Here is a 23,669-nt window from a genome sequence, read left to right on the forward strand (position 1 = left end):
AGGCGGCAACGTGGCAGGCGGTATCCGTAAGCATGACAGCCGTCGGCTAAGGCGGCTCAAATATGCCCTCGAATATATGGCCCTGCGAGGCCTGGTCGGCGTTTTGCACCTCCTGCCCCTCGATTTCGCCTCCTGGCTGATGGGTATCGCCTGGCGTGTAGTCGCCCCTCGTCTCAAGCGACATGAGCGTGCCTTACGCCACCTGGCGGCCGCTTATCCGGAAAAGAGCGGCGCCGAGATCGGCAGGATCGCCCGCCAGATGTGGATGCAACTCGGCCGGACCTTCGCCGAGAGCCTCATGATCGAACGGCTCTTGCGGGCCAACCGCATCGACGACAGGACAGGACCGCAACTCGATGCCGTCAAAGAGTCCGGCAAGGGCAGCGTATTTGTTTCCATGCACACCGGCAATTGGGAACTGGCGATCACACCCACTGTCGCCCGGGGTCTCAAAGCGGCAGGCGTTTATCAGCGCATGAAGAACCCCATGGTCGACGACTACGTCGTGCTGGCCCGCTACAACCGCTATCCGCGCGGACTTCTACCGAAGGGCTCAGATATCGCCCGCAAGCTCATGCGCATCGTGCGCGAGGGGGGCGCAGTCGCCCTGCTGGCGGATCTGCGTGACCGGCGCGGCGTCGTGGTGCCCTTCTTCGGCCGTCCGGCGCCGTCTACGCCCTTCCCCGCCTTGCTGGCCCGCAGCAGTGATGCCTTTCTTGTGGCTGCGCGCGTGGTCCGCACCAATGGCGTCCATTTCTTCATCGAAACCCAGATCGTCGACGTGCCGCGAACCATCGACCGTGAGGAGGATATCGAAGAGGCGACGCGTCGTACCCACGCGCTCTTTGAGAGATGGATCCGTGAGCATCCCGAGCAGTGGATGTGGGCGCATCGCCGCTGGGGCTAGTCTTGGTCAAGCCCCTGTTGCGGTAGGTAATCATCGCAAAAATTTGCGTAATTAATGAAAATTGAAGCGACTTTGGCTGAAATTCGGCTATCCTTGGTGTGATGGAGCGAGTGCGCGACAGTCGCGTAAGCCTAGAAGTTACCTCGGCTCTAGCGGCGCGGATAGCTCTCGGATAGTAGTGTATGAACTTGGCCGATAGTCAGCCCGGTTCGAATGACAACTGAAATTGCGTATGAATAAAGCCCGCGAAGCAAAATTCTTTATTGGCCAAGTCGTCCGCCATCGCGTTTATCCATTCCGTGGCGTCATTTTTGATGTCGATCCGGAATTCGCCAATACGGAAGAGTGGTGGCAGTCGATACCCGAGGACGTGCGCCCATCCAAAGACCAGCCCTTCTACCATCTGCTGGCGGAGAATGACGAAACGGAATATGTCGCCTATGTTTCCGAGCAGAATCTCGTCGTGGATGACAGCGGCAAACCCGTGCGCAACGCCCAGGTCGAGCAGATGTTCGACCGCGACAAGAATGGCGGCTACCGGCCCAAGCCTAGCGTAAGACACTGAGTGCGCGAAAGCCCGTGCACTCATGAAAGGACCGGCTGGAAGGCCGGTCCTTTGCATTTGATGTTATTGGCCGGGAGCGGCCGGCGCCCCACCTTGCTGTTGCTGCTGCTGGATCTGGGCCCGCTGGGCATCAATGAAAGGCTGGAAAAGCTTCTGCAAGTTCTCGTTGAAGGACTTCACCTGCGCCTGATAGGTAGGCGTATCGATACCGGCACCGTCGAACACCTTGTCGAAGCCGTCGAGACTCATGTCGAGCGCCACAGGCTGCCCCTGGAAGGTGACAGCCTGCACCGTGAGCTTCTTGCCCTTCTTGAGAACGGCCAGATTGGCTTCGCTCAGCGGCATGTCGGCGACACAGCTCGGCCCGTAGCAGATGCGATACTTGGCCGTGTCGAGCGTCTGGCCGTCGACCAGGACGCGGGCGCCGAGCGGCAGCACCACGCCGCCGGGGACGATCACCGTCAGGGTAGTCTTGCCACCCTTTTCCTGACTGACCTGGGCCGTCATCGTCCACTGTGTGGTGGGCAACAGCAAATCGCGCACGATACGGCACAATTCCTTGGTGTCCTGCTTCACGCAGATCTTGGTCCACGGCGGCTGATCGAAGGCCGGGAGCGCAGGAGGCTGCTGGGCTGCAGGAGCGGCGGCGGGCGCCGGGGCCGCCGGAGCCGGGGCGGGCTGCGGCTGGTTCTGGGCAAGCGCGGCACCAGCCGTCATGGTCATCAAGGCCGCCGCAGCGCCTGCGATCAGAGAGTTTCGCATAGTCAGAATTCCTGTTCCGAAGCGCTTCTTATTGAGCGGGCGCGGGATTGGCGTTGAGCTGCTCGCGGGCCTTCTCGGCAGCCTGCTGCAACTGGTCCTGCAACTTCTTCTGCTCGTTCGCGATCTCTTTGGGGTCGAGCGGCTTGCCGTCGATCGTGGTTGCCAGGCCTTCGGTGCTGAGCGGCAACTGCACGTCCTGCGACAGCTTGCCGGCCTGTGCGGCGGCCTCTGCAGCGGCCTGGTCCTGCGGCGGAGCCTTGAACACGATCGCCAGCTGCTTGGCCTTCCGCAAGGCGGCGAGCTGGTTGTCGTCGATCTGGATTTCGACGAGGCAACCCTCTGGCGAGCAAACGATATATTTGCCGGTGGCGAAGGCGGCGTTGTCGAGATAGAGGGCAATGCCATTGGGGATCAGGCCGCCCACCGGCATCACAAGACGCAGGATCTGCTTCTTGTCGGTGGTGTTCTGCATCACGATCGCGGTCATGATGGTCTGACCGGTCTCGGAGCGCAGATCACGGCGGATCAGGCAGATTTCCGTCTTCGACTGCTGGTCCGTCTGGCAGAGTTTCACCCATTCAGGCTGCGAATTGGACAGCGGCGGAACAACCGACCCCTTGAGGGAGGGCACGTCCGCTGCAGCAGCCTCGGTCGGAGCGGCGGCTGCCGGCGCGGCCTGAGCCGGCTTTGGAGCGGGCTTGGCTGCAGGTGCCTTCGGCTTTGTGGTTGCGGCCGGCTTGGCAGGCTTGTCCTGGGCCAATGCGGGCGTGGCCGCAAGGCAGAGCGCCGCAACAGCTGCAGTCGCAAAGTGGCGAAACGACATCATGCAAAATCCTTGAGTCCTGGGCCCGTCACCGCCGACGCTGGCAGACGCAACGCGGCAACGCACCAATGGGGCTGAATGTCTCTCACCGCCAATCAGGGCGCCAAGATGACCATTTCGGGGATGGTCCATAAACGAAGCGGCCTTGCGTTTCCAGCCTCGAAAGCGACCTATGCCAACTGTATATCCCCTATAAGGGAGTAATTTGCAGAAAAAGTGATCGGGCCGGTCTTTGGCGAGAATTTAATACCGAAGGCCGCATCAAATCGGCTCGAATCAGAATGGTGAATGGCCTGCCCTCAAGGGCAGAAGCGCAGCCTGCAACACCACAGTCTTCTGAGGTTCGCTCTATCGGGCACTGCTTGCATCAGGCAGTGCAGCGGGCTGTTGCTTCGCCGCTGAACGCCACACCACCAGGCAGAGAATCGCGACCGGTATCCCGATCGCCGATGTCGAGATGAAGAACGCCGGGTAGCCGAACGTGTCGGCCATCTTGCCGGACAGTCCGCCGACGATCTTGCCGGGAAAGGCGTACAGCGAACTCAAAAGCGCATATTGCGTGGCGGCAAAGCCGGGCGATGTCAGCGAGGACATGTAGGCCGCCAGGGCGGTGCCGGCAAAGGCACCGGCAAAATTCTCAACGCTCACAGCGAGCGTCAGCAGCTCGGGCTTGGCACCGCTGGCGGCCAGCAGAGCCATGGTCAGGTGAGAGGCCGCCGCGGCAATGCCCCCGCATAACAACGTTGGCATCAGCCCGAGGCGTGACACGGCAATCCCGCCAGCGAATGCGCCCGTCAGGCCGACCCAGATGCCGTAAACCTTGGTGACCCAGGCGATTTCGGATTTCGTGAAACCGAGATCGATATAGAGCGGGTTTGCCATGACGCCCGAGATGAAATCGGGCAGGCGATAGATGGCGACAAGCAACAGGATCGGCACCAGCACCCATCCCAGGCGCAAAAAGAGATCGCGCAAAGGCTCGACAAAGGATGTCGTCAAGGTCGGCAACTTGACGGCTGGCAAGGCAATGGTCTCGTCGCCGGGCACCGATCGTCTTGAATCTGGTGCAAAGATTGCCGCTATCATTCCGACGAGCATCATCAGCAGCATGGCGAGATAGGCGCTTCGCCAGTCCAGGAAATCGGCGATATAGAGCGCCCCGGCCCCCGCACACAGGAGGCCCAGCCGATAACCGAACTGATAGCAAGCCAGCATCATCCCCTGGTTTTCACGGGGAGCGACATCGATGCGCCAGCCATCGATCACCACGTCCTGGCTTGCGGCGCAGAAGCCCGTGAAAGCGGACCAGGCAATGGTCAGCCAAAGGGTTTTTGCTGGATCGCTGAAGGCAAGCCCGGCAAGCCCGACCGCCACCCCTAATTGCGCCAGCAGCATCCAGCCTCGCCGCCGCCCGAGAAATCGTACCGGCAGCGGCGGATCATACTGATCAATCAGCGGAGCCCAGAGGAATTTGACGCTATAGGCTAGCGCCACCCAGCTGATCAGGCCGATAACCGTCAGCGAAATTCCAGCTTCGCGCAGCCGGGCCGATTGGGTCGAGAAGATCAGCAGAAATGGCAGGCCGGAACTGAACCCCAGAGCCAGCATGAAGGCCAGGCGCCTGTCGCCTGCGATATCTTGCAGCACGGAAAGGCATTTTGACAGCAATGACCGTAATTTTGCGCCGAGAATCATAGCTCGCTTTTATCGTTGCGCCGCGATGAGACCAAATCCTTTCCATGATGAAAGGACGGCGGCAGAGAGTAAAATCGAGTCTTGCCTGATTCGAACCGAAGGGCTTTTGGTTGCGACAGCGGCGGGTATCAGTGTCGACGATCGGACAAGGCATTCTCCTTGGGATCGCCATCCTGGCATCCCTCTGTGCCACGCCTTCCGCCTTGGCCCAGCCCAAGCCGGCCATCGCCATGCGCGGCGAGCCGGCTCTCCCCGCTGATTTCGCCGCCTTTCCTTATGTCGATGCTGACGCACCCAAGGGTGGCAGCGTCAGCTATCCGATGCTCGGCACCTTCGACAGCGTCAATCCCTTCATCGTCAACGGTTCGCCGTCGCCGGGCACGAACATACTCGTCTACGAGACGGTGATGGCCCGCTCCTTCGACGAGCCCTTCACCTTTTACCCGCTGATCGCGCAGACGGTGGAGACTCCGGCAGACCGGTCCTGGGTGGAATTCACGCTCGACCTCCGCGCGAAATTCTCCGATGGGATTCCCATCACGGCCGAAGATCTGAAATTCTCGGCCGAGCTGCTGAGAGAGAAGGGGCGGCCTGGCGCACGCAGCTCCTACAGCCAGATCGCCGACATCGTCATCAAGGATCCGCATCGCATCCGTTTCGTCTTCAAGGATGCCAGCAACCGCGAACTGCCTCTGCTGATGGCTGCCATGCCCGTGCTGCCTAAGCACGCCATCGATCCCGTGAGCTTCGACAAATCGACCCTGAAACCGATGATCGGCTCCGGTCCCTACATGTTCGACAGCATCGATCCTGGCAACAGCGTCACTTTTCGCAAGAACCCCGATTGGTGGGGCAAGGACCGGCCGTCCAATCGCGGCCTCTATAATTTCGACCGCATCCGCTATGTCTATTATCGCGACCCTGTCACGATGTTCGAGGCCTTCAAGACGGACCAGTATGACGTCCGCGACGAGAACGAAGCCGCCAATTGGGCCACGGGCTACGATTTTCCCGCCGCCCGTGACGGCCGGGTGATCCGACAGGAGATCGCCAACGGCCTGCCCAAGCCGGCCGTCGGCTGGGTCTTCAACACAAGGCGGCCTGTTTTCACCGACGTGCGGGTGCGACAGGCTCTCAGCATGATGTTCGATTTCGAATGGGCGAATTCGCGCCTCTTCGACAACCTCTACAAGCGCACCTGCGGTTATTTCGATGGCTCCATCCTCTCCGCCTGCGGTCATCCCGCCGACGAGCGCGAAAAGGCCCTGCTCGCCCCATTTCCCGGGGCGGTGAGCCCCAATGTGATGGCTGGAACCTGGCGCCCGACGGTCAGCGACGGCTCTGGACGCGACCGCACCGTGGCACGCCAGGCGCTCGGCCTCCTGAAGGAGGCCGGCTGGAGCGTTCGTGATGGCAAGCTTCAGAAGGAAGGCAAACCCCTGGCCTTTGAAATTACGGTGCCGGACAAGGGTACCGAGCGCATTGCCCTCGTCTATGCCGACGGCCTCAAGCTTCTGGGCGTCGAAGTCAATATTCGGATGACCGACGATGCGCAGTTCCAGCGCCGCAAGCAGAATTACGACTTCGACATGCTGCCATTCGCCTGGCAATCCTCGCTCTCGCCAGGCACGGAACAGAATTTTCGCTGGAGCTCCGCGGTCGCCGATCAGCCCGGCAGCTTCAACTTTGCCGGCGTGAAAAGTCCAGCCGTGGATGCAATGATCCGCGCCATGCTGGCGGCGGATACCCAGGAGGAGTTCGTGGCCGCCGTGCGGGCGCTGGATCGGCTGTTGATATCGGGCAACTATGCGATCCCCCTTTTCCACGCGCCCAGGATGTGGATTGCGCGGTGGAACAAGACGACCCGGCCCGATAAACCCGCTATGGCTTTGGGGGCATACGGCGATACACTTGCATCCGATCCGATTCTTGCTCATGCGAAAGTGCCCTGAGGCCCCATGACGTCGAACAGCTCATCCAGGATCGGCGCTGCTCCTCCAACCCTCGACCTTCTGTTGCGGCAGAATGCCCAGCGCTATGGCGATATGCTGGCCCTGATCGATGCGCCCGACCGCCCCCTTTGGGCCGATGGTGCGCCGCGGCGGTTGAGTTGGGGTCAGGTCGACACCGCGGTGTCGGCGGTGGCAGGCCGCTTCTTCGAGATGGGGCTGCCAAGCGAATCCGTCGTCTGCATCCAGGGCCTCAACGTTACGGACACGCTGATCGCCCTGATGGGCTGCATCCGCGCCGGACTGGTGGCAGCGATCGTGCCGGTGGACTATTCGCCGGGCGAGATCGTCGCACTGGCCGAACGGCTGAACGCCAAGGCCATCGTGAGCGCCCGGAAGATGGGACATGAACAGCCGCTGCGGCCGCTGCGCCATCTGGTCGACGAATCGATCGCCGATATCCGCTTCATTGGCGCCTTCGGCGCCGATCTGCCTGGAGGCACCGTTTCCTTCGAGGACTGCATCGGTTTTCCCAAATCGGGGGCCATTACGCGGCTGTCGCGTCGCGAGCGGCCGGAGGACAGTCTCGCCATCATGACCGTCGATCGCGACCCGGACGGCGCTTTCGTCGTTGCGCGCAATCACCGGGAATGGCATGCCGCCGCTGCCATCCTGGTGGAAGGCCTGGGCCTTTCCCGCCAGTCTCGCCTGCTCTCCCCCATGGCGCCATCGAGCCTGGCGGGCCTTGCGAGCGGCATGGTCGCGTGGCTGGTCGCCGGCTGCCAGCTCGTCCTGCACCAGGCCTTCGATGCGACCGTCTTCGCCGTGCAGATGAACATGCATGCCGTAACCCATGTGATCCTGCCTGATCTGGCGCTGCAGGCCGGGCTCGCCGAGGGGCTCTTCGCTGGTCGCAAGCTTGAAAGGATTGCCGGCCTGGCCCGCGAACCGCATCGCAGCATGGCGCTACCACAGGCCCCCTGCCCCGTGCAGCGTCTTGCCGTGCTGGGCGAAATCGGCATTGTGCCGATGCTGCCGGCTGCCGAGGGCGACTTCCTGTTGGCGAGCGAGGTGCGGACGGGAGGCAGCGAGCAATCGTGCATCCTGGAAACCACGATCGAGGACGGCGGCCATATTGCTCTGCGGGGCGAACAGATATCGCTGGTGGGCTTCGATATCTCCGACCGAGATCTTTCCTACCCGGTCTCGCTCGATGATTGGGTGACGACGTTCTATCCGGCAGAGCCAGCGGAGGACGGCATCAGGATCACCGGCCCGCGCTTTGGGGATGGGGCGGATGCGGCCGCCGGGCAATCGCCGGCTTCTGCGGGCAGCGAGCAGGCGTCAGGTAGCGGTGAGGACGACAGGATTCACAGGCTGGCGGGCGCAGCCTGACTCCCTGGGATCGCAGGCATCCCTGCCTGCTCTTGGAACCACCGCCTTCGGCCGATAGAAAGAGCAGGCAGGATGCCCATGGGCGCTAACTTTACAACGAAAGGCGCGCCAAACGCGGAGTGGCGATCTCTGATCACCATCTTCCCTTCCTGCAAAACACGTCGTTTCAAAGAATGGCGATCGGTGATCGCCACTTCAATCCTGCATCTAATCTCGCAAAGTTAGCGTACATGGGCAGGGATGCCCGCGATCCCGGGAACGCTCTCACCACACCTTGCCGCGCGCGACCACTGGCTCGGGTCCCAGCACATCCTCGCCACGGGTCAACACCACGGCATCGAGCATGTTGGCAACCACGCAGGCATGGTTCGGCACGATCCGCACCCGATCCCCGACCTTGAAGCCGATGGGCTCGCGGCTGACCAGGCGTCCATGTTCCTCCGAGAGACTATCGACAGCAATATCGGGGCGGCCGACGACATGGCCATAACCGGTCAGGCCGAGCAGATCGGAGGTGAGCACCTTCGACCCGGCGTCGATGATGGCGCGATGCGGATCAGGCACCGAAACCACGGTCGCCAGCACATGCAGTGCGCAATCGTCGAAACCGCATATGCCGCGCTCCACCAGGGAACGATCATTATAGACATAGGTGCCGGGCCGATATTCGGTGACAACAGGCGCCTCATGCGCGCGCCACATGTCGGGCGAGCCGCCGCTGGTGACGGTTTCGACAGGCATACCAAAGGCTTCGATCAATGACTTCGCCTTCGTCATGAACTCCTGCACTGCCTGGGTTCCGCCCACCGGCGGATAGGTCATCAGTCCGCCGAAATGCAGATTGGCGGAGGACGCGATCCGCCCTGCCAGCTCGGCCGCCCCCTCCGGCGTGGCGACACCGCAGCGCCGTGCGCCCGTATCGCACTCGATCAGCACCGTGAGCTTTTGCCCGGAACCGTTCATCGCCGCCGAGAGCCCGTCCACGACGGCTGCACTGTCCGCGACGACACGCAACTTCACCTTCCCGGCAAGCGCTTTCAGCCGCTCCTGCTTGGCCTCTCCCACGAGATTGTAGGTGATGAGAACGTCGTCGATGCCAGTACCGTCAGTCATGGCATCGGCTTCCGACAATTTCTGGCACGTGATGCCGACGGCACCCTTCTCCATCTGGAAACGTGCCAGGCGCGGCAGCTTGTGCGTCTTGATGTGGGGGCGCAGCTTCAGGCCGTGTTCGTCGCAATAGGCCTGAAAACGGATGATGTTGCGTTCGGCGATATCCAGATCGACGAGAACAGCGGGTGTCTCGACGGAAGAATAAGTTGCGTTATCCATGATTGATCCTGATCAGGCGGCCTGCTTGGTCTCGGCGATGCGGGCGAGGTTCTTGAGGATGACAGCGGTGCCCTTGAGGCGATCGTCGGGCTGTTCGAAATCGCGCTGGAAAAGGATGCGCATGTCGGGCCGCACCTTGGCGAAGGAGCCCTGGTCTGCAATGTAGCGCACCAGTCCGTTGGGATTGGCGAAGGAGTTCTCGCGGAACGAGATGACTACGCCCTTTGGGCCGGCATCGACCTTCTCGACATTGGCCCGGCGGCACAATGCCTTGATCGACATCAGCCGCAACAGCTGGTCGACTTCGGCCGGACGCTCGCCGAAGCGATCGGTAAGTTCGGCGCCGAAGGCATCGATCTCCGCGTCGGTGTCGAGCGAGGACAGGCGTCGATAGAGGCTGAGGCGCAGCGTGAGGTCCGGGACATAATCCTCCGGGATCATCACGGGCGTGCCGATGGTGATCTGAGGCGACCACTGCTCCTCGACCTCGGTCTCGACCCCGCCATCCTTGAGCGCCGCCACAGCCTCTTCCAGCATCTGCTGATAGAGTTCATAGCCCACTTCCTTGATATGGCCCGATTGCTCGTCGCCGAGCAGGTTGCCGGCTCCACGGATGTCGAGATCGTGCGAGGCGAGCTGGAACCCGGCGCCGAGCGTATCGAGCGACTGCAGCACCTTGAGCCGCCGTTCGGCACCAGGCGTAATGGTGCGGTTGGCAGGCAGCGTGAACAGGGCATAGGCGCGCGTCTTCGAGCGGCCGACACGTCCGCGCAACTGGTAGAGCTGGGCAAGGCCGAACATGTCGGCACGCCAGACGACCAGCGTATTGGCGGTGGGAATATCGAGGCCGGATTCGACGATCGTGGTGGAGAGGAGGATATCGTACTTGCCTTCGTAGAAGGCTGTCATCACGTCCTCGAGCTGGCCCGCCGCCATCTGGCCATGGCCGATTGCGACCTTCGCCTCCGGTGCGTACTCGTTGAGGAAGGCCTTTGCGTCGGCGATATCCTCGATGCGCGGCACCACGAAGAAGCTCTGGCCGCCGCGATAGCGCTCACGCATCAGCGCCTCGCGGATCACCACGGGATCGAACGGTGTCACGAAGGTGCGCACGGCCAGGCGGTCGACCGGCGGGGTGGCGATGATCGAGAGTTCGCGCACGCCGGTGAGCGCCAGCTGCAGCGTACGCGGGATGGGCGTCGCCGAGAGCGTGAGCACATGCACCTCGGCTCGCAGCTGCTTCAGGCGCTCCTTGTGGCCGACGCCGAAGTGCTGCTCCTCATCGATGATCAGGAGGCCGAGGTCGCGGAAGGAAATCGCCTTGGCGAGCAGCGCATGCGTACCGACAACGATGTCGATATCGCCGGAAGTCAGACCGGCCTTGGTCTTGCGCGCGTCCTCCGCCGAGACGAAACGGGAGAGCTGCGCGACCTTGACGGGCAGCCCCTTGAAACGGTCGGCGAAAGTCTTGGCGTGCTGACGCGCCAGCAGCGTGGTGGGGACGACAACAGCGACCTGCCGGCCCGCCAGGGCGCAGGCGAAGGCGGCACGCAACGCCACTTCCGTCTTGCCGAAGCCGACATCGCCGCAGACGAGGCGGTCCATGGGGCGGCCGGAGGCTAGATCCTCCAACACGGAATCGATGGCGAATTGCTGGTCCTCGGTCTCGCTATAGGGGAAGCGCGCCGCAAACTCGTCATAGATGCCCTGGGCCGGGACCAGCTTGGGCGCCTCGCGCATGGCACGGGCAGCAGCGATCTTGATCAGTTCACCCGCCATCTCGCGGATGCGCTTCTTCATGCGCGCCTTGCGTTCCTGCCAACCCCGGCCGCCAAGCTTGTCGAGCTGGGCCTCGGCGTCCTCCGAGCCGTAGCGCGAAAGGAGTTCGAGATTCTCCACCGGCAGGAACAGCTTGTCGCCGCCCGCATAGTGGATCTCAAGGCAGTCATGCGGTGCACCGACCGCCGTCACCGTCTGCAAGCCCACGAAGCGGCCAATACCGTGTTCGACATGGACGACGATGTCGCCGGGCGAGAGCGTGCCGATCTCGGTGAGAAAATCCTGCGCACGCTTGCGCTTGGTGACGCGGCGCACCAGCCGATCGCCGAGGATATCCTGCTCGGAGATGACGGCGAGATCGCGGGTTTCGAAACCAGTCTCCAGCGGCAGGATTCCGAGCGCGATCTCGGATTTGGGCAAGGCCAGGGCGCGGGCAAAATCCGGCACCAGCTTGGCCTGGGTGAGACCGTGGTCGGAAAGCACGGTACCGAGACGTTCGCGGGAGCCATCCGTCCAGCCGGCGACGATCACGCGCTTGTTTTCGCCTTGCAGATCGCGGATGTGACGTATGACGGCGTCGAAGACGTTGGCATCCTCCGCTGCGCGTTCGGCGGCGAAGGTGTGGCCCTGCTTGCCGCCACAATCGACGACTTCCCGTCCGGGCGCTCCCGGAGCGGAGAACGGCGTGATGCGGACGAGCGACGATCCATCGAGGCGACGGCGCCATTCCTCCGGCCCGAAATAGAGCTTGTCCGGCCCCAGCGGCTTGTAGGGCACGCTCTCTCCGGGCTTGCCCAGGGCGTCGCGGCGAGCGTCGTAGTAATCCTTGATTTGTGCCAGGCGCTCGCCGGCCGCATCCTCCGCCAGCGCATCGAGGGCGATCGGCACGCCGGGGAGATAGTCGAACAGCGTATCGAGCCTGGTGTGGAAGAGCGGCAACCAATGTTCGAGGCCGACATAGCGGCGCCCTTCGGAGATGGCTTCATAAAGCGGATCGCCCCGGGTCTGTGCGCCGAACTCCGCGAGATAGGCCTGGCGAAAGCGCTTGATCGTCTCGGTGGTGAGCTGGACTTCGCTCATCGGCACGAGGTCGAGCATACGCAACTGGGCCGAGGAACGCTGCGTCTCCACATCGAAGCTGCGGATCGACTCCAGCGTGTCGCCGAAGAAGTCGAGGCGCACCGGCAGCGCCAGCCCCGGCGGATAGAGATCGAGAATGCCGCCGCGCACGGCATATTCGCCGGTCTCGCGCACGGTGGAAGAGCGCAGATAACCGTTATGCTCGAGCCAGGCCGCCAACCTGTCCATGTTCACGGCATTGCCAGGCGCCGCCGAGAGGGATTGAGCCGCAATGAGATCGCGCGCCGGAACACGCTGAAGCGCGGCGTTGACGGTGGTGAGCACGATCCGCGGCCTGTCCCCGCCTCGTGTCGTCGCCAGACGCGACAGGGCCGTCATGCGTCGGGCAATCACCGCGGCATTGGGCGAGACGCGGTCGTAGGGCTGGCAATCCCACGCCGGAAAGGTCAGGACATCGATCTCGGGGGCATAGAACTGCAGAGCGGCTTCGAGGCTCGCCGAACGGCCGCCGTCCCGTGCGATATGCAACATGGCCGCCGGCCGATCACGCGTCTGGGCCGTCAGGGCGCGCGCAAGGTCGGCGAGGACGAGACCGTCCTGGCCGTCGGCGCAATTGGAAAAAACGAGATGGCCGCCCTGGGCGAGGTGGTCAGCGGCTTTCATGCAAACATCGGCTTCATGGATGAATGGTATTCGCGCAGGCGGCGAAAGAGTTGGGTATCATATTGGGCGGGAACGGGTTCCGCGCCAGTGATCCAGCTGTAGAGATCATGGTCCTGGGCGTCGATCAACCGCTCGAACTCGCCGACCTCGTCCTCGGTCAGATCGATGATCACAGCGTCGCAGAAGCGGCCCATGATCAGATCCATCTCGCGAAAGCCGCGATGCCAGGCGCGATAGACGATGCGCCGGCGGCGCGGATCCAGTTCATCAGATGTGCGTATCGTTCCGGACATGTTCTCAATCCCTTGCGACGCTGTATAGAGAGTTGGAGCGGCGGAGGGAACATCCAAAGTGAAGTGCGATGTCGTGCAGACCTTGAAGTTGTACCGTAGAGTGGTACAATAGCTCACGGAGGAGGGATGATTGCGAGTTTTCGTGATGCTTGGCTGCGACTGTTCTATGTGAATGATGTGCATTCGCGGAACATTCCGGCAGACATCGAAAGTCGCTTATTTCGTAAGATTCAGATGATCGATGACGCCGTTACCGACCTCGACTTGCGCGTTCCCCCAAGCAACCACTTCGAAAAGTTACGCGGCAATTTGGCTGACTTTCATTCGATCCGCATCAATAAACAATGGCGGTTGGTTTTTCGATGGGATGGGGCTCGCGGCGAAGCACGAGATATCTATCTCGACGACCATAGCTCTCGGTAGGAAAGACAATGTTGACGACAAAACGCAAGCCTGCCACGGTCGGTGAGATCCTCGTGGAGGAATTCATGCAGCCGCTTGGCCTCACACAGGCCGCCTTGGCGGAGGTGATGGGTGTGCAGCGTAAGCATGTCAACGAGTTGTGCAACAATCGCAGAGCAGTAACGGCTGCGACTGCGTTGATCCTGGCTCGGGTCTTCGGCAACAGCCCTGATTTCTGGCTGAACGTCCAGCGTCGCACAGATCTGTGGATCGCCATGCACGACCCTCATGAAATTAAGCGCATCGAGCGAGCTCGGCCACTTAGCACGGCTGCTTGACGATCAGGTTACGCCAACCGGAGAGACGAAGCTAAAGTGCGCCTCTGAGGTTTGCATGCGTCCCACGATTCTCAATCCCCTCTTTGCCTCCGTCTCCTCGCTGCCAGGAATCGGTCCTAAGCTCGTCAAGGTCCTCACACGCCTGCTGGGAGGCGCGGAGCCTGTGGGCGCGCGGGTGATCGATGCGCTGTTTCATCTACCCTCCGCCGTGCTCGACCGGCGGCTTCGGCCCAGGCTGATCGATGCGCCTTTCGAAGTGCTGGTCATGGTGGCCGTCACTGCGGAGCGCTACATCCCCAGCACCGGGCGGGGGCCATTCCGGGTCTATTGCTCGGATGGCACGGCGGACGTGATGCTTGCCTTCTTCTCACCGCAGACCACCTGGATCGAGAATGCCCTGCCGATTGGCCAAAGGCGCTGGGTCAGCGGCAAGATCGAACTGTTCGACGGTATACGCCAGATGGTGCATCCGGACCGTATCGTCGACGAGGCGGGCCTGAAGGCGCTGCCACTGATCGAACCGGTCTATCCGCTCACGGACGGACTTTATCCACGCCAGATCCAGAAGGCGGCGCAAGAAGCCCTTGCCAAGACTCCGGAACTTGCAGAATGGCAGGATCCGGCCTGGCTGAAGAGCCAGAGCTGGCCAGGTTTCCGAGAAGCCCTCGCCGGCATCCATTCGCCGCAGACGCCCGAAGCCGTGGCGCTCGATGCTCCTGCCCGCTTGCGCCTCGCTTATGACGAATTGCTGGCGTCCCAGCTGGCACTCGCGATGGTGCGCGCCAGCAACAAGGCCTTGCCCGGTTATGCCGTCGAGGGCACGGGCGCAATCACGGCCAGGATCGAAGCCGCCCTGCCCTTCAGCCTCACGCCGAGCCAGGTGACTGCCCTCGCCGATATCCGGGCCGACATGGCGGGGCCTACCCGCATGTTGCGCCTGCTCCAGGGCGACGTCGGTTCAGGCAAGACGGTCGTGGCGCTACTTGCGATGGCGACCATGGTCGAGGGTGGCCGCCAGGCCGCCCTGATGGCGCCGACCGAGATCCTGGCGCGCCAGCACCTTGCCACCATCCAGCCGCTGGCGGATGCGGCTGGGCTGCGCCTCGGCATCATCACCGGTCGCGACAAGCCAAAGGAACGCTCCCGCCTGCAGGAGGCGCTCAGGCGCGGCGAGATCGACATCGTCGTCGGCACCCACGCTCTCTTCCAGGAAGAGGTCGAGTTCCGTGATCTCGGCCTGGCCATCGTCGACGAGCAGCACCGTTTCGGCGTGCATCAGCGCCTCGCCCTCAGCCGCAAGAATGCCGCGATCGACGTGCTGGTGATGACGGCGACACCCATCCCGCGCAGCCTCGTGCTGACCTATTTCGGCGACATGGATGCTTCGGCCCTGCGCGAGAAGCCGGCGGGACGCAAGCCGGTCGACACTCGCCTGATCTCGCTTGAGCGTCTCGGCGAGGTCGTCAGTGGCCTCGGCCGCCTGCTCCATACCGGCGCCCGCGCCTATTGGGTCTGCCCGCTGATCGCCGAATCCGAAACGCTCGATGTCGCCGCTGCCGAGGATCGCTACAACCATCTCACTTCGATCTTCGGCGACAAGGTCGGCCTGCTGCACGGCCAGATGAAGGGCACCGACAAGGACGCTGTGATGGCACGCTTCATTGCCGGCGATCTGCGCATCCTCGTCTCCACCACGGTGATCGAAGTCGGCGTCAACGTGCCGGAGGCCACGGTGATGGTGGTGGAGCACGCCGAGCGTTTCGGCCTCGCCCAGCTCCACCAGCTGCGCGGGCGCATTGGCCGCGGTTCGGACAAGTCCACCTGTCTCCTGCTCTACAGGAGCCCGCTCGGCGAGGTGGCGAAGAAGCGCCTCGAAATCATGCGCGAGACCGAGGACGGCTTCCGCATTGCCGAGGAGGATCTGAAACTGCGCGGCGAAGGCGATGTGCTCGGTACACGCCAATCCGGCATGCCCGGCTTCAAGGTCGTCGACCTCGACGTGCACCGGCATCTCCTGCCGACCGCCAACGACGATGCCCGCTTGGTGCTGGCGCGCGACCCGCAGCTCACCTCGCCTCGCGGACAGGCCTTGCGCGCCCTGCTTTATCTGTTCGAGCGCGACGAGGCCGTGCGCCTGCTCCGGTCGGGGTGATGGCCAGAACTGCGAGTTTGGTCGCGCTAACCTAAGCTTCCTGTACCTGGCATAGGAAGAGGTGCCGGAAATTCCGTCATTGCCGATTGAGCGATGCAACTCCAAAGGCAGCTCATTCCACTTCGGCGGCGACGACAGACTCCGGCTGGATCAACCCGGCCGAGATCACCAGCTTGGTCGCCTGTTCGATGGTAATGGAAAGCTCGATCACCTTGGATTTCGGCAGAAGGAAGAAGAAGCCGGTGGTCGGGTTCGGCGCGCAGGGCATGAAGACGGAAACCCAGGCCTCGCTGTTGCCGCCAGGCAGTCTCTCCTCGATCACCGGACTTGGCTCGGAGGAGATGAAGACGATCGACCAGGCGCCTGCGGGAAATTCCACCAGGCCCACCTTGCGGAAAGAGGTGCCGGACTGGGAGAAGACGGTCGAGAAGACCTGCTTCAGCGCCTTGTAGATGCTGCGCACCACCGGGGTGCGGCCGAGGAGCTTCTCTCCAAAGCGCACGAGTGTGCGGCCGACCAGATTGGCGGTGAAGAAACCCACCAGAGTGAGGCCGATCACCGCTACGATCAGTCCGAAGCCCGGGATCTGGAACGGCAGATAGGTCTCGGGCAGATAACGCTGCGGGATGAAAGGCTTAACCCAGCCGTCCACCCATTGAATGAAGGTCCAGATGAGATAGAGCGTGATGGCAACCGGCCCGGTGACCACCAAGCCGGTCAGGAAGTAATTATGCAGTCCGCCAAACCGGCTCGCCCTCTGCGGCGGGCCCGCCGGCGTCGCGGTCGGGGATATTGTCTCGCGCACCATGCGTCAGTTCTAGCATGGCAAGTGAGCGGTCTGTCGATCCAAATTTGAGCAACCCGTGGTTGATCGGAAGGCAGGATGGGTCCGGCCATTCAGCCATGACATCGACAATGCGATTACCCCCAACCAGGGTGCGCGGCCATGGGTTCCACCACCTGGCCACGCCACCCCATTCGGCTAAGAAATACCCCAACGGCTCTCCCGCGATTTAACTGTTCGAGTCGATGTCGATAACCGCATCAATGAAGGCCTTAGGCGCCTCCTGGGGCAGGTTGTGCCCGATCCCTCCCGCGATCAGTCGGTGCGAATATTTACCGGAGAACATTTTTGCGTAGGCACTGGGGTCGGGATGAGGGGCGCCATTGGCGTCCCCCTCAAGCGTAATCGTGGGCACGGCGATGACGGGTGCCTTGGCAAGCTGCTGCTCCACCTTGTCATATTGCGGCTCCCCTTCAGCGAGATCGAGCCGCCAGCGGTAATTGTGAATGCTGATCGCAACATGATCGGGATTTTCGAGGGACTTGGCGCTGCGATCGAAAGTGGCGTCGTCGAAGGTCCATTGCGGCGAAGCGATCTGCCAGATGAGCTTGGCAAAGTCATGCGTGTATTTCTGGTAGCCGGCGCGGCCGCGCTCGGTGGCGAAGTAGTACTGGTACCACCATTGCAATTCGGCTTTCGGAGGGAGCGGCAGCTTGCCAGACTCCTGGTTGCCGATCAGGTAGCCGCTTACCGAGACCATCGCCTTGCAGCGTTCCGGCCACAAGGCGGCGATGATATTCGCAGTGCGTGCACCCCAATCGTATCCGGCAAGTGTGGCCTTTCCGATACCCAACGCATCCATGAGAGCGATGATGTCACCAGCGAGCGCCGATGGCTGGCCATTACGCACCGCGGTGTCCGACAGGAAACGCGTGGTGCCGTAGCCGCGCAGATGAGGCACGATCACCCGATATCCCCTGGCCGCCAGGCTGGGTGCCACCTCGACGTAGCTGTGGATGTCATAAGGCCAGCCATGCAGCAGGATGACGGGGTGGCCATCAGCCGGTCCCAGCTCGACGTAGCCGACGTTCAAGACGCCTGCGTCGATCTGCTTGAGCGGGCCAAATGTCGTCGGGGACGCCTTCATGGCAGCCGATGTTGCCTCATTCGTCCCGGCCGAAGCGGCCTCTGCACGTGAAGTGATGGCAAATCGGGTAAACACAAGGCCCACGGCCGCTGCGCCGAGGATATGGCGGCGGCGTGCGTCGATGTTATCGGAAATATCGCTTTTGTTCACGGCGAGCTCTCTTCGTGATGATGTAAAATGGATAGTTGGGGCGGCAGCGCACCGCCGTCCTGGGAAGCTCGTACCTAGAGCGGCAACGGCTTGCCGGCCTGCTCCGCCACCATGTAAGCGGCGTACCAGTCCGGCCAGTTTTCATCATGTCGGCCGCCGTCCCGCTTCTCATGTTCACCATGTGCATCGGCGGCGCGCCGGAGCGCAGCCGCGAGCTCGGTCGAGGAGCTGAATGCCGTTTTGTCCAAGTCCACGCGACCTGGCAGCCTTTCGTTGACCTCTTGCAGGAGCCAGCCATTGCCATCCGGATCGCTGAACGTGGCATAGGAGACGTAGCTGCGCCGCTGAGGGTCCCGGCCGCCGATTGCCGGTTGCCCTGGACCGGCGCGGTGGAACACGTCGCTTACCCCGACGCCGCGGCCGACAAGGTCGGCGCGGACCGCCTCAATGTCTGATACCACGAGGAAAAGTCCCTGTGCGGACCCTGGCGCGGCTGTCGTGAGGCCGGTGCCGAAGTGGATCGAGCTTGGCGAGCCCGGAGGCGTGAACTGGACCACCCGGAACGTGTCGCCGACCACGAAGTCGGCATCGAGCCTCCAGTCCAGGCCGCCATAGAAGGTCTTGGCCCGGTCGACACTCGAAACCGGGATGACAACCACTTCGAGCTTCATGTCGAGAGTTTTGGATCTTGTCTTGCCCTGCGGGGCCGTTGCCGTGTCTGACATTGTCCTGTCCTTTCTGCTTGGCGTTGGTTCAGCGTACTAGGCGACAGCGGGTATGGTAGCGCACCAGCGGAGCGCTGAGGGAGAGGTTGGGTATCAACCTCCCCCGATCCGTATCCCGAGCATCCCCTGCAGGAAAGTTGGCGGGGCCTGCCGGTCGCCCGTCCTACATGTCTTGGCGCAGCGGCCTGAACGCGGTCCTGAGTTCAGCCGTCATGGCAGCCGGCTGTTCCCACGCAGCGAAGTGACCACCCTTCGGAAGCCTGTTGTAGTGGATCAGCTTCGGGTAGGCCTTCTCCGCCCAGCTCTTCGGCGCCTGGTAGATCTCGTCAGGAAAGGCGCTCACGGCGACCGGAATCTTGATGCCCCTGGGGTCGAAGAAGCCTCCCGTCGGGAAGTGCGCATTGTCCCAATAGAGACGCGCTGAGGAAATTGCGGTGTTCGTCAGCCAGTACAGCGTAACATTGTCGAGGATGTCGTCGCGCGTCAGGCCTTCGCTCTTTCCGTCGAAGACACGGGCAATCATCTCGTAACTGCGAATGTCGTGGTCGAGCATCCATGCCGCCAGGCCCACCGGCGAGTCGACGATCCCATAGAGGGTCTGCGGACGGTTGTTCATCTCGATAGCGTAGCCCAACCCGTTCTTGTAGAAGTCGTCGAGCTGATCCCAGGCACGCCTTTCGTCTGGTGTGAGGCTGGCGGGCGGTGGACTGCCGGCCGCGAGCGCTTTGGCGATATCCGCAGGAACCGTGGCCGCCATGTTGGTATGGATGCCGAGCAATCCAGGCGGCTGCTGCACGGCCATCAACTCGGTGACGGCGTTCCCCCAGTCGCCGCCCTGCGCCACGAAGCTCGTGTAGCCGAGGCGTTGCATCAGCACCGTCCATGCCTTGGCGATGCGGGTCGGCGTCCATCCGGGTGCCGTCGGTTTCCCGGAGAAGCCATAGCCCGGCAAAGACGGTATCACCACATGAAAGGCATCCGTCGCGCTTCCGCCATGCGCGGTCGGATCGGTGAGAGGTTCGATTATCTTAAGCTGCTCGATGATCGAGCCGGGCCATCCATGCGTGACAATCAGCGGCAACGCTTTTTCGTGCTTGGAGCGGACATGGATGAAGTGAATGTCCAGCCCGTCGATCTCGGTGACGAACTGCGGCAGACCATTGAGCCGCGCCTCCATCTTGCGCCAGTCGTAATCCGTTGCCCAATACTTCGCCAGCTTCTGGATGGTGGCGAGTTGCACGCCTTGCGAGTCGTCTGTGACCGTCTCCTTGTCCGGCCAACGTGTCGCGGCCACGCGCCGGCGTAGATCGTCCAGCTGATCCTGCGGAAAGCTGATATTAAAGGGGCGGATCGGGGCGTCTGCGGCCATGGCACCGAATGCGCTGGGTAGCAGGCTAAGGGTGACGGTTGCAGCTGTCGTGGCGAGCATTTCGCGCCGCGTTGGCGATAGCGATATGTCTGACATGTCGTTTCTCCTGTTTCGAACCGAACAATCGCAGTCGATCCGGGGTGGATTCTGATCCTCGGGCCAATCACGCCCACCCAGGAGAATGTAGACCCGGCCCCTTCCAGGGTCGAATTAAGCTGTGTGAGAATATCTGAAATAACCTGAAACGACCGAGGGCCCGCACAGGTTCGATGAATACCGACCGGTGCGTTCAATGGATAGGATCGCCCATTGCCCTTGCCCGCCTGTTCGTCCTTGACTAGAAAACGGTAATACTCGAGAGACGGGATCGTTATTGCCTTGGGGCTGATCGAGCTACGCGTGTTAGAGTCCGGCGGATGGGAGGTCGATCTCGCGAAACGAGAGCTGCGTGCGCGTGGCTCAGCCGTTCCGATCGGCAGCCGGGCCTTTGAGATCATTGAGACGCTCGTCGAGGCAGCGGGAGAACTGGTGACCAAGGACGACCTGATGAGACGGGTCTGGCCCGGTCTCGCTGTCGAAGACAATACCGTCCAGGTCCATATCTCCGCGATCCGCAAGGCACTTGGCGCGGATCGCAGCATGCTGAAGACGGTCTCCGGTCGTGGCTACCGCCTGTTGGGCGATTGGGCGACGCGCCGGGAAACCTTGCCGGTGCAGCCGGCTTTGCCGGAGCGGGCGCGATCTGCGACGCATCCCTTCCTGACAAATGTGCCCGTGGCTGCTTCTGCTCTCGTCGGTCGCGAGACGGCGGTGCAGCAACTGCGTGACCTCATCTCCGCCTATCGGGTGGTGACCCTGACAGGTCCGGGTGGTATCGGAAAGACGGTGCTGGCCTCCGAAGTCGCCCGCAGATTGTTCCCGACCCTCGGCGGCGATGTCCTGTTCGTCGAGCTGGTTTCCCTGTCGGATTCCAGTCTGGTGCCGTCGACGGTCGCCCATGTCCTCGATCTGCAGCTGCATGGCGATGAGATATCGCCGGAACTGGTGGCGCGGGCGATCGGCGACAAGCGCGTCCTGCTGGTTCTGGACAATTGCGAGCATGTCATCGACGCCGCCGCGACGATGGCGGAAACCCTCTTGCAGCTCTGCCCCCATGTATCAGTGCTCGCGACGAGCCGGGAGTTGCTCCGCATCGAGGGAGAATTTGCCTATCGCGTTTCGGCGCTGGAGGTACCGGCATCAGATCTGGAGGGCTCCGACGATGCGCTGCACCACAGCGCTGTACAGCTTTTCATCGCGAGAACCCGCTCATTGCGGGCGGATTTCCTGCCGCAAAGCGAGGAACTTCAGGCGATCACCGCGATTTGCCGGCAGCTCGACGGCATCCCGCTCGCCATAGAATTCGCCGCGGCTCGGGCGGCAACGCTCGGGATCCAGCAAGTCGCGGGGCGCCTGGACGATCGTTTCTCGCTGCTCACCAGCGGACGTCGCACGGCGCTACCGCGACACCAGACACTGCGCGCCACCTTGGATTGGAGTTACGAACTGTTGCTTGAGGAGGAGCGAAAGCTGCTTCGGCATCTCGCCATCTTCCCGGCCGGGTTCACACTCGAGGCGGCCACGACCGTGACGAGCGACACTGAATCCCGAGTTGCGCTCGGCATCTCAGGCCTTGTCTCGAAGTCTCTAGTTGTATTGGACGCGTCGGAGGCCGCTCCACGCTGGCGGCTTCTCGAGACGGTTAGGATGTATTCCCTCGATAAGCTGGCCGGTGGTGGCGAGCGAGGGCCGGCCCTGTGCCGCCTCGCGGAATATTGCCTTGTCCAATTCGCTCCCTTCGCAATCGAGCGCGAACTTCAATCAGCCATCGACAATCTCGGGCGCTATCGCCGGGACGTCGACAATCTCCGCGCTGCGCTGAACTGGGCGTTTTCTTCCGCCGGCAATTTGCAGATCGGGGTCAAACTTGCCGCCACAACAAGTGATTTCTGGGTCGCGCTATCGCTGGTTTCGGAGGCCTGCGAATGGGCCGGCAAGGCCTTGGAAGCCATAGGTGACGCCGCCGGCACACGCAGCGAAATGGTGTTGCAATGCAGTGTGGGCTTCGCTCTCATCTATACCCAGGGGATGAGCCCTCAAGCTTGCGAGGCCCTGAGGCGGGCGCTGGCCCTGGCGCGTGAATTCGAGGATTTCGACTATCGGCAGCGTGCAACATGTGGTCTCTGGCTGTTCTCCGCGCGATCGGGAGCCTTGAACGACGCACTCGGCTATGCCCGAGGTTATGAAGAGATCGCCAAGGCGCGTGATGTGCAGTCCCGCGCCACGGCCGCATGGCTGGTCGGGGTGCCGCAGTCCTATCTCGCCGACCATGTCGAGGCGAGTGAACAACTTCGATGGGCGATCGACCACTATCCCGTCATCTGGCGCCGGCGCGACATGATCCGACTTGGCGGCGATGTGCGCTGCTCGGCCTTGAGTCACAACGTCGTCAATTTGCTGTCCCTCGGGCAGTTGGACACGGCGTCACGGACCGTGGGGATTGCCATCGAAGAAGCGCGTGGCACGAACCAACCCTTCGTGCTGTGTGTCGCCCTCTGGTCGGCGGGCTTCCTGGCTTTGAGTGTCGGTGAACTGGAGAGGGCAAATGGCTTCGGCGAGGAACTCGTAGATCTGGCCTCCAAGCGCGCGCTCCGCCCCTTCTATGCCGCCGGCCTCTGTTTGCGAGGACTCGTCGCGGCAGGGCGCGGCCAGCCTCTAGCCGGGATCGATCCGCTTCGCTCCGGCATCGCCGAGATGCTGACTGCGCGATATTTGCTGTTCTATCCCTGTTTTCGGACAAGGCTCGCCGCGATATTGGGCGAGATCGGCTGCTTCGACGATGGCCTCGCCGAGATCGAGGAGGCATGGCGTTTTTCGGTGGAGACGGACTACCGCTGGTACATGCCGGAAATCCTGAGGACCAGGGCCGAACTGCTGGCGCTCCGCGGATCGAGCGAGCCTGCGTTGATCGAGGATTTGCTGCGGCAGTCCATGAAGCAAGCTAGCGCGCAACATGCGGCCTATTGGGAACTATCCGCAGCGACGAGCCTTGCCGGACTCTTGCAAGGCCAGGGCAGAGACACGGAGGCTGTTGCCGTCCTATCGCCGATATATGATCGCCTTACCGAGGGCTTCTCGGCCTCGCGAGTGAAACAGGCCAAGGCCTTGTTGGATCGATTGGCATGATGGGGACCGGGGCGCTTGCAGACGCTACCAAACGCTCTGCGTCTCCGAGTTCAACTTTGCCACAATAGCTTCCGTCGCGAGCCTGCTGGCAGGAGATCTAGGCTAACTTCTATGTATTGAATACATTAATGGCG

Annotated in this window: 18 protein-coding genes; 8 read left to right on the top strand and 10 right to left on the bottom strand. The window is 62.4% G+C overall.

Annotated elements, in window-relative coordinates:
- Nucleotides 1-10 precede the first annotated feature (10 nt).
- Entirely contained in the window at nucleotides 11-907 is an 897-nt protein-coding gene (locus ACMDCR_RS17920) for a lysophospholipid acyltransferase family protein (RefSeq protein WP_413987908.1), read from the top strand.
- 232 nt (nucleotides 908-1,139) lie between these two features.
- Complete coding sequence (hspQ, locus tag ACMDCR_RS17925) at nucleotides 1,140-1,472, top strand: heat shock protein HspQ (RefSeq protein ID WP_413987909.1); 333 nt, start codon at nucleotides 1,140-1,142, stop codon at nucleotides 1,470-1,472.
- 63 nt (nucleotides 1,473-1,535) lie between these two features.
- Here the strand turns inward: hspQ and ACMDCR_RS17930 are convergent, their stop codons facing one another.
- The 3 genes from ACMDCR_RS17930 to ACMDCR_RS17940 all read right to left on the bottom strand — a co-directional run bounded on the left by ACMDCR_RS17930 (nucleotide 1,536) and on the right by ACMDCR_RS17940 (nucleotide 4,752).
- Complete coding sequence (locus ACMDCR_RS17930; RefSeq protein ID WP_413987910.1) at nucleotides 1,536-2,234, bottom strand: invasion associated locus B family protein; 699 nt, start codon at nucleotides 2,232-2,234, stop codon at nucleotides 1,536-1,538.
- 28 nt (nucleotides 2,235-2,262) lie between these two features.
- Nucleotides 2,263-3,060, bottom strand: coding sequence for an invasion associated locus B family protein (locus ACMDCR_RS17935; RefSeq protein ID WP_413987911.1), 798 nt, complete (start codon nucleotides 3,058-3,060; stop codon nucleotides 2,263-2,265).
- Between the two features lie 345 nt (nucleotides 3,061-3,405).
- On the bottom strand, nucleotides 3,406-4,752 hold the full coding sequence (locus ACMDCR_RS17940) for an AmpG family muropeptide MFS transporter (RefSeq protein WP_413987912.1): 1,347 nt from the start codon (nucleotides 4,750-4,752) through the stop codon (nucleotides 3,406-3,408).
- 131 nt (nucleotides 4,753-4,883) lie between these two features.
- On the opposite strand from ACMDCR_RS17940, the gene ACMDCR_RS17945 reads away from it, so the two are divergent.
- Together ACMDCR_RS17945 and ACMDCR_RS17950 are read left to right on the top strand one after the other, a co-directional pair.
- Complete coding sequence (locus ACMDCR_RS17945) at nucleotides 4,884-6,704, top strand: extracellular solute-binding protein (protein WP_413987913.1); 1,821 nt, start codon at nucleotides 4,884-4,886, stop codon at nucleotides 6,702-6,704.
- 6 nt (nucleotides 6,705-6,710) lie between these two features.
- Nucleotides 6,711-8,096, top strand: a complete 1,386-nt coding sequence (locus tag ACMDCR_RS17950) for an AMP-binding protein (protein ID WP_413987914.1) — start codon at nucleotides 6,711-6,713, stop codon at nucleotides 8,094-8,096.
- Nucleotides 8,097-8,360: 264 nt separating this feature from the next.
- Here the strand turns inward: ACMDCR_RS17950 and ACMDCR_RS17955 are convergent, their stop codons facing one another.
- Genes ACMDCR_RS17955 through ACMDCR_RS17965 form a run of 3 tightly spaced genes read right to left on the bottom strand, consistent with a single transcriptional unit; the run spans nucleotide 8,361 to nucleotide 13,243 of the window.
- On the bottom strand, nucleotides 8,361-9,428 hold the full coding sequence (locus tag ACMDCR_RS17955) for a D-TA family PLP-dependent enzyme (RefSeq protein WP_413987915.1): 1,068 nt from the start codon (nucleotides 9,426-9,428) through the stop codon (nucleotides 8,361-8,363).
- Between the two features lie 12 nt (nucleotides 9,429-9,440).
- Complete coding sequence (gene mfd / locus ACMDCR_RS17960; RefSeq protein ID WP_413987916.1) at nucleotides 9,441-12,950, bottom strand: transcription-repair coupling factor; 3,510 nt, start codon at nucleotides 12,948-12,950, stop codon at nucleotides 9,441-9,443.
- Nucleotides 12,947-13,243, bottom strand: a complete 297-nt coding sequence (locus ACMDCR_RS17965; protein WP_413987917.1) for a succinate dehydrogenase assembly factor 2 — start codon at nucleotides 13,241-13,243, stop codon at nucleotides 12,947-12,949. Before ACMDCR_RS17965 ends, mfd begins: the two co-directional genes overlap by 4 nt.
- A 126-nt stretch (nucleotides 13,244-13,369) precedes the next feature.
- On the opposite strand from ACMDCR_RS17965, the gene ACMDCR_RS17970 reads away from it, so the two are divergent.
- The 3 genes from ACMDCR_RS17970 to recG are packed head-to-tail and all read left to right on the top strand — an operon-like array spanning nucleotide 13,370 to nucleotide 16,135.
- Complete coding sequence (locus tag ACMDCR_RS17970) at nucleotides 13,370-13,666, top strand: type II toxin-antitoxin system RelE/ParE family toxin (RefSeq protein ID WP_413987918.1); 297 nt, start codon at nucleotides 13,370-13,372, stop codon at nucleotides 13,664-13,666.
- Nucleotides 13,667-13,674: 8 nt separating this feature from the next.
- A complete protein-coding gene (locus ACMDCR_RS17975; protein ID WP_413987919.1) occupies nucleotides 13,675-13,983 on the top strand; it encodes a HigA family addiction module antitoxin in 309 nt (102 codons plus the stop codon).
- Between the two features lie 55 nt (nucleotides 13,984-14,038).
- Nucleotides 14,039-16,135, top strand: a complete 2,097-nt coding sequence (recG, locus tag ACMDCR_RS17980) for an ATP-dependent DNA helicase RecG (RefSeq protein ID WP_413987920.1) — start codon at nucleotides 14,039-14,041, stop codon at nucleotides 16,133-16,135.
- A gap of 112 nt (nucleotides 16,136-16,247) precedes the next feature.
- Here the strand turns inward: recG and ACMDCR_RS17985 are convergent, their stop codons facing one another.
- The 4 genes from ACMDCR_RS17985 to ACMDCR_RS18000 all read right to left on the bottom strand — a co-directional run bounded on the left by ACMDCR_RS17985 (nucleotide 16,248) and on the right by ACMDCR_RS18000 (nucleotide 20,406).
- The gene (locus ACMDCR_RS17985) at nucleotides 16,248-16,943 is read right to left on the bottom strand and encodes a DUF502 domain-containing protein (protein WP_413987921.1); all 696 of its coding nucleotides are present in this window, start codon (nucleotides 16,941-16,943) and stop codon (nucleotides 16,248-16,250) included.
- Nucleotides 16,944-17,148: 205 nt separating this feature from the next.
- A complete protein-coding gene (locus ACMDCR_RS17990; RefSeq protein WP_413987922.1) occupies nucleotides 17,149-18,216 on the bottom strand; it encodes an alpha/beta fold hydrolase in 1,068 nt (355 codons plus the stop codon).
- Between the two features lie 74 nt (nucleotides 18,217-18,290).
- Complete coding sequence (locus ACMDCR_RS17995) at nucleotides 18,291-18,941, bottom strand: VOC family protein (protein ID WP_413987923.1); 651 nt, start codon at nucleotides 18,939-18,941, stop codon at nucleotides 18,291-18,293.
- A 163-nt stretch (nucleotides 18,942-19,104) separates the two neighbouring features.
- Nucleotides 19,105-20,406: an epoxide hydrolase family protein gene (locus ACMDCR_RS18000; protein WP_413987924.1), complete on the bottom strand. Its 1,302-nt coding sequence runs from the start codon at nucleotides 20,404-20,406 to the stop codon at nucleotides 19,105-19,107.
- Nucleotides 20,407-20,688: 282 nt separating this feature from the next.
- Here ACMDCR_RS18000 and ACMDCR_RS18005 point away from each other — a divergent pair, with 282 nt between their 5' ends.
- On the top strand, nucleotides 20,689-23,535 hold the full coding sequence (locus ACMDCR_RS18005; protein ID WP_413987925.1) for an ATP-binding protein: 2,847 nt from the start codon (nucleotides 20,689-20,691) through the stop codon (nucleotides 23,533-23,535).
- Nucleotides 23,536-23,669: the final 134 nt, after the last annotated feature.

This window comes from Labrys okinawensis (assembly GCF_047345005.1).
Taxonomy (GTDB): Bacteria; Pseudomonadota; Alphaproteobacteria; order Rhizobiales; family Labraceae; genus Labrys; species Labrys okinawensis.

Coding starts and splice junctions, on each gene's coding strand:
- ACMDCR_RS17950 (WP_413987914.1), top strand. CDS start 6,711: ATGACGTCGAACAGCTCATCCAGGATCGGCGCTGCTCCTCCAACCCTC.
- ACMDCR_RS17970 (WP_413987918.1), top strand. CDS start 13,370: ATGATTGCGAGTTTTCGTGATGCTTGGCTGCGACTGTTCTATGTGAAT.
- recG (WP_413987920.1), top strand. CDS start 14,039: ATGCGTCCCACGATTCTCAATCCCCTCTTTGCCTCCGTCTCCTCGCTG.
- ACMDCR_RS17965 (WP_413987917.1), bottom strand. CDS start 13,243: ATGTCCGGAACGATACGCACATCTGATGAACTGGATCCGCGCCGCCGG.
- ACMDCR_RS17985 (WP_413987921.1), bottom strand. CDS start 16,943: ATGGTGCGCGAGACAATATCCCCGACCGCGACGCCGGCGGGCCCGCCG.
- ACMDCR_RS18000 (WP_413987924.1), bottom strand. CDS start 20,406: ATGTCAGACATATCGCTATCGCCAACGCGGCGCGAAATGCTCGCCACG.
- ACMDCR_RS17940 (WP_413987912.1), bottom strand. CDS start 4,752: ATGATTCTCGGCGCAAAATTACGGTCATTGCTGTCAAAATGCCTTTCC.
- ACMDCR_RS17930 (WP_413987910.1), bottom strand. CDS start 2,234: ATGCGAAACTCTCTGATCGCAGGCGCTGCGGCGGCCTTGATGACCATG.
- hspQ (WP_413987909.1), top strand. CDS start 1,140: ATGAATAAAGCCCGCGAAGCAAAATTCTTTATTGGCCAAGTCGTCCGC.
- ACMDCR_RS17935 (WP_413987911.1), bottom strand. CDS start 3,060: ATGATGTCGTTTCGCCACTTTGCGACTGCAGCTGTTGCGGCGCTCTGC.
- ACMDCR_RS17955 (WP_413987915.1), bottom strand. CDS start 9,428: ATGGATAACGCAACTTATTCTTCCGTCGAGACACCCGCTGTTCTCGTC.
- ACMDCR_RS17975 (WP_413987919.1), top strand. CDS start 13,675: ATGTTGACGACAAAACGCAAGCCTGCCACGGTCGGTGAGATCCTCGTG.
- ACMDCR_RS17995 (WP_413987923.1), bottom strand. CDS start 18,941: ATGTCAGACACGGCAACGGCCCCGCAGGGCAAGACAAGATCCAAAACT.
- mfd (WP_413987916.1), bottom strand. CDS start 12,950: ATGAAAGCCGCTGACCACCTCGCCCAGGGCGGCCATCTCGTTTTTTCC.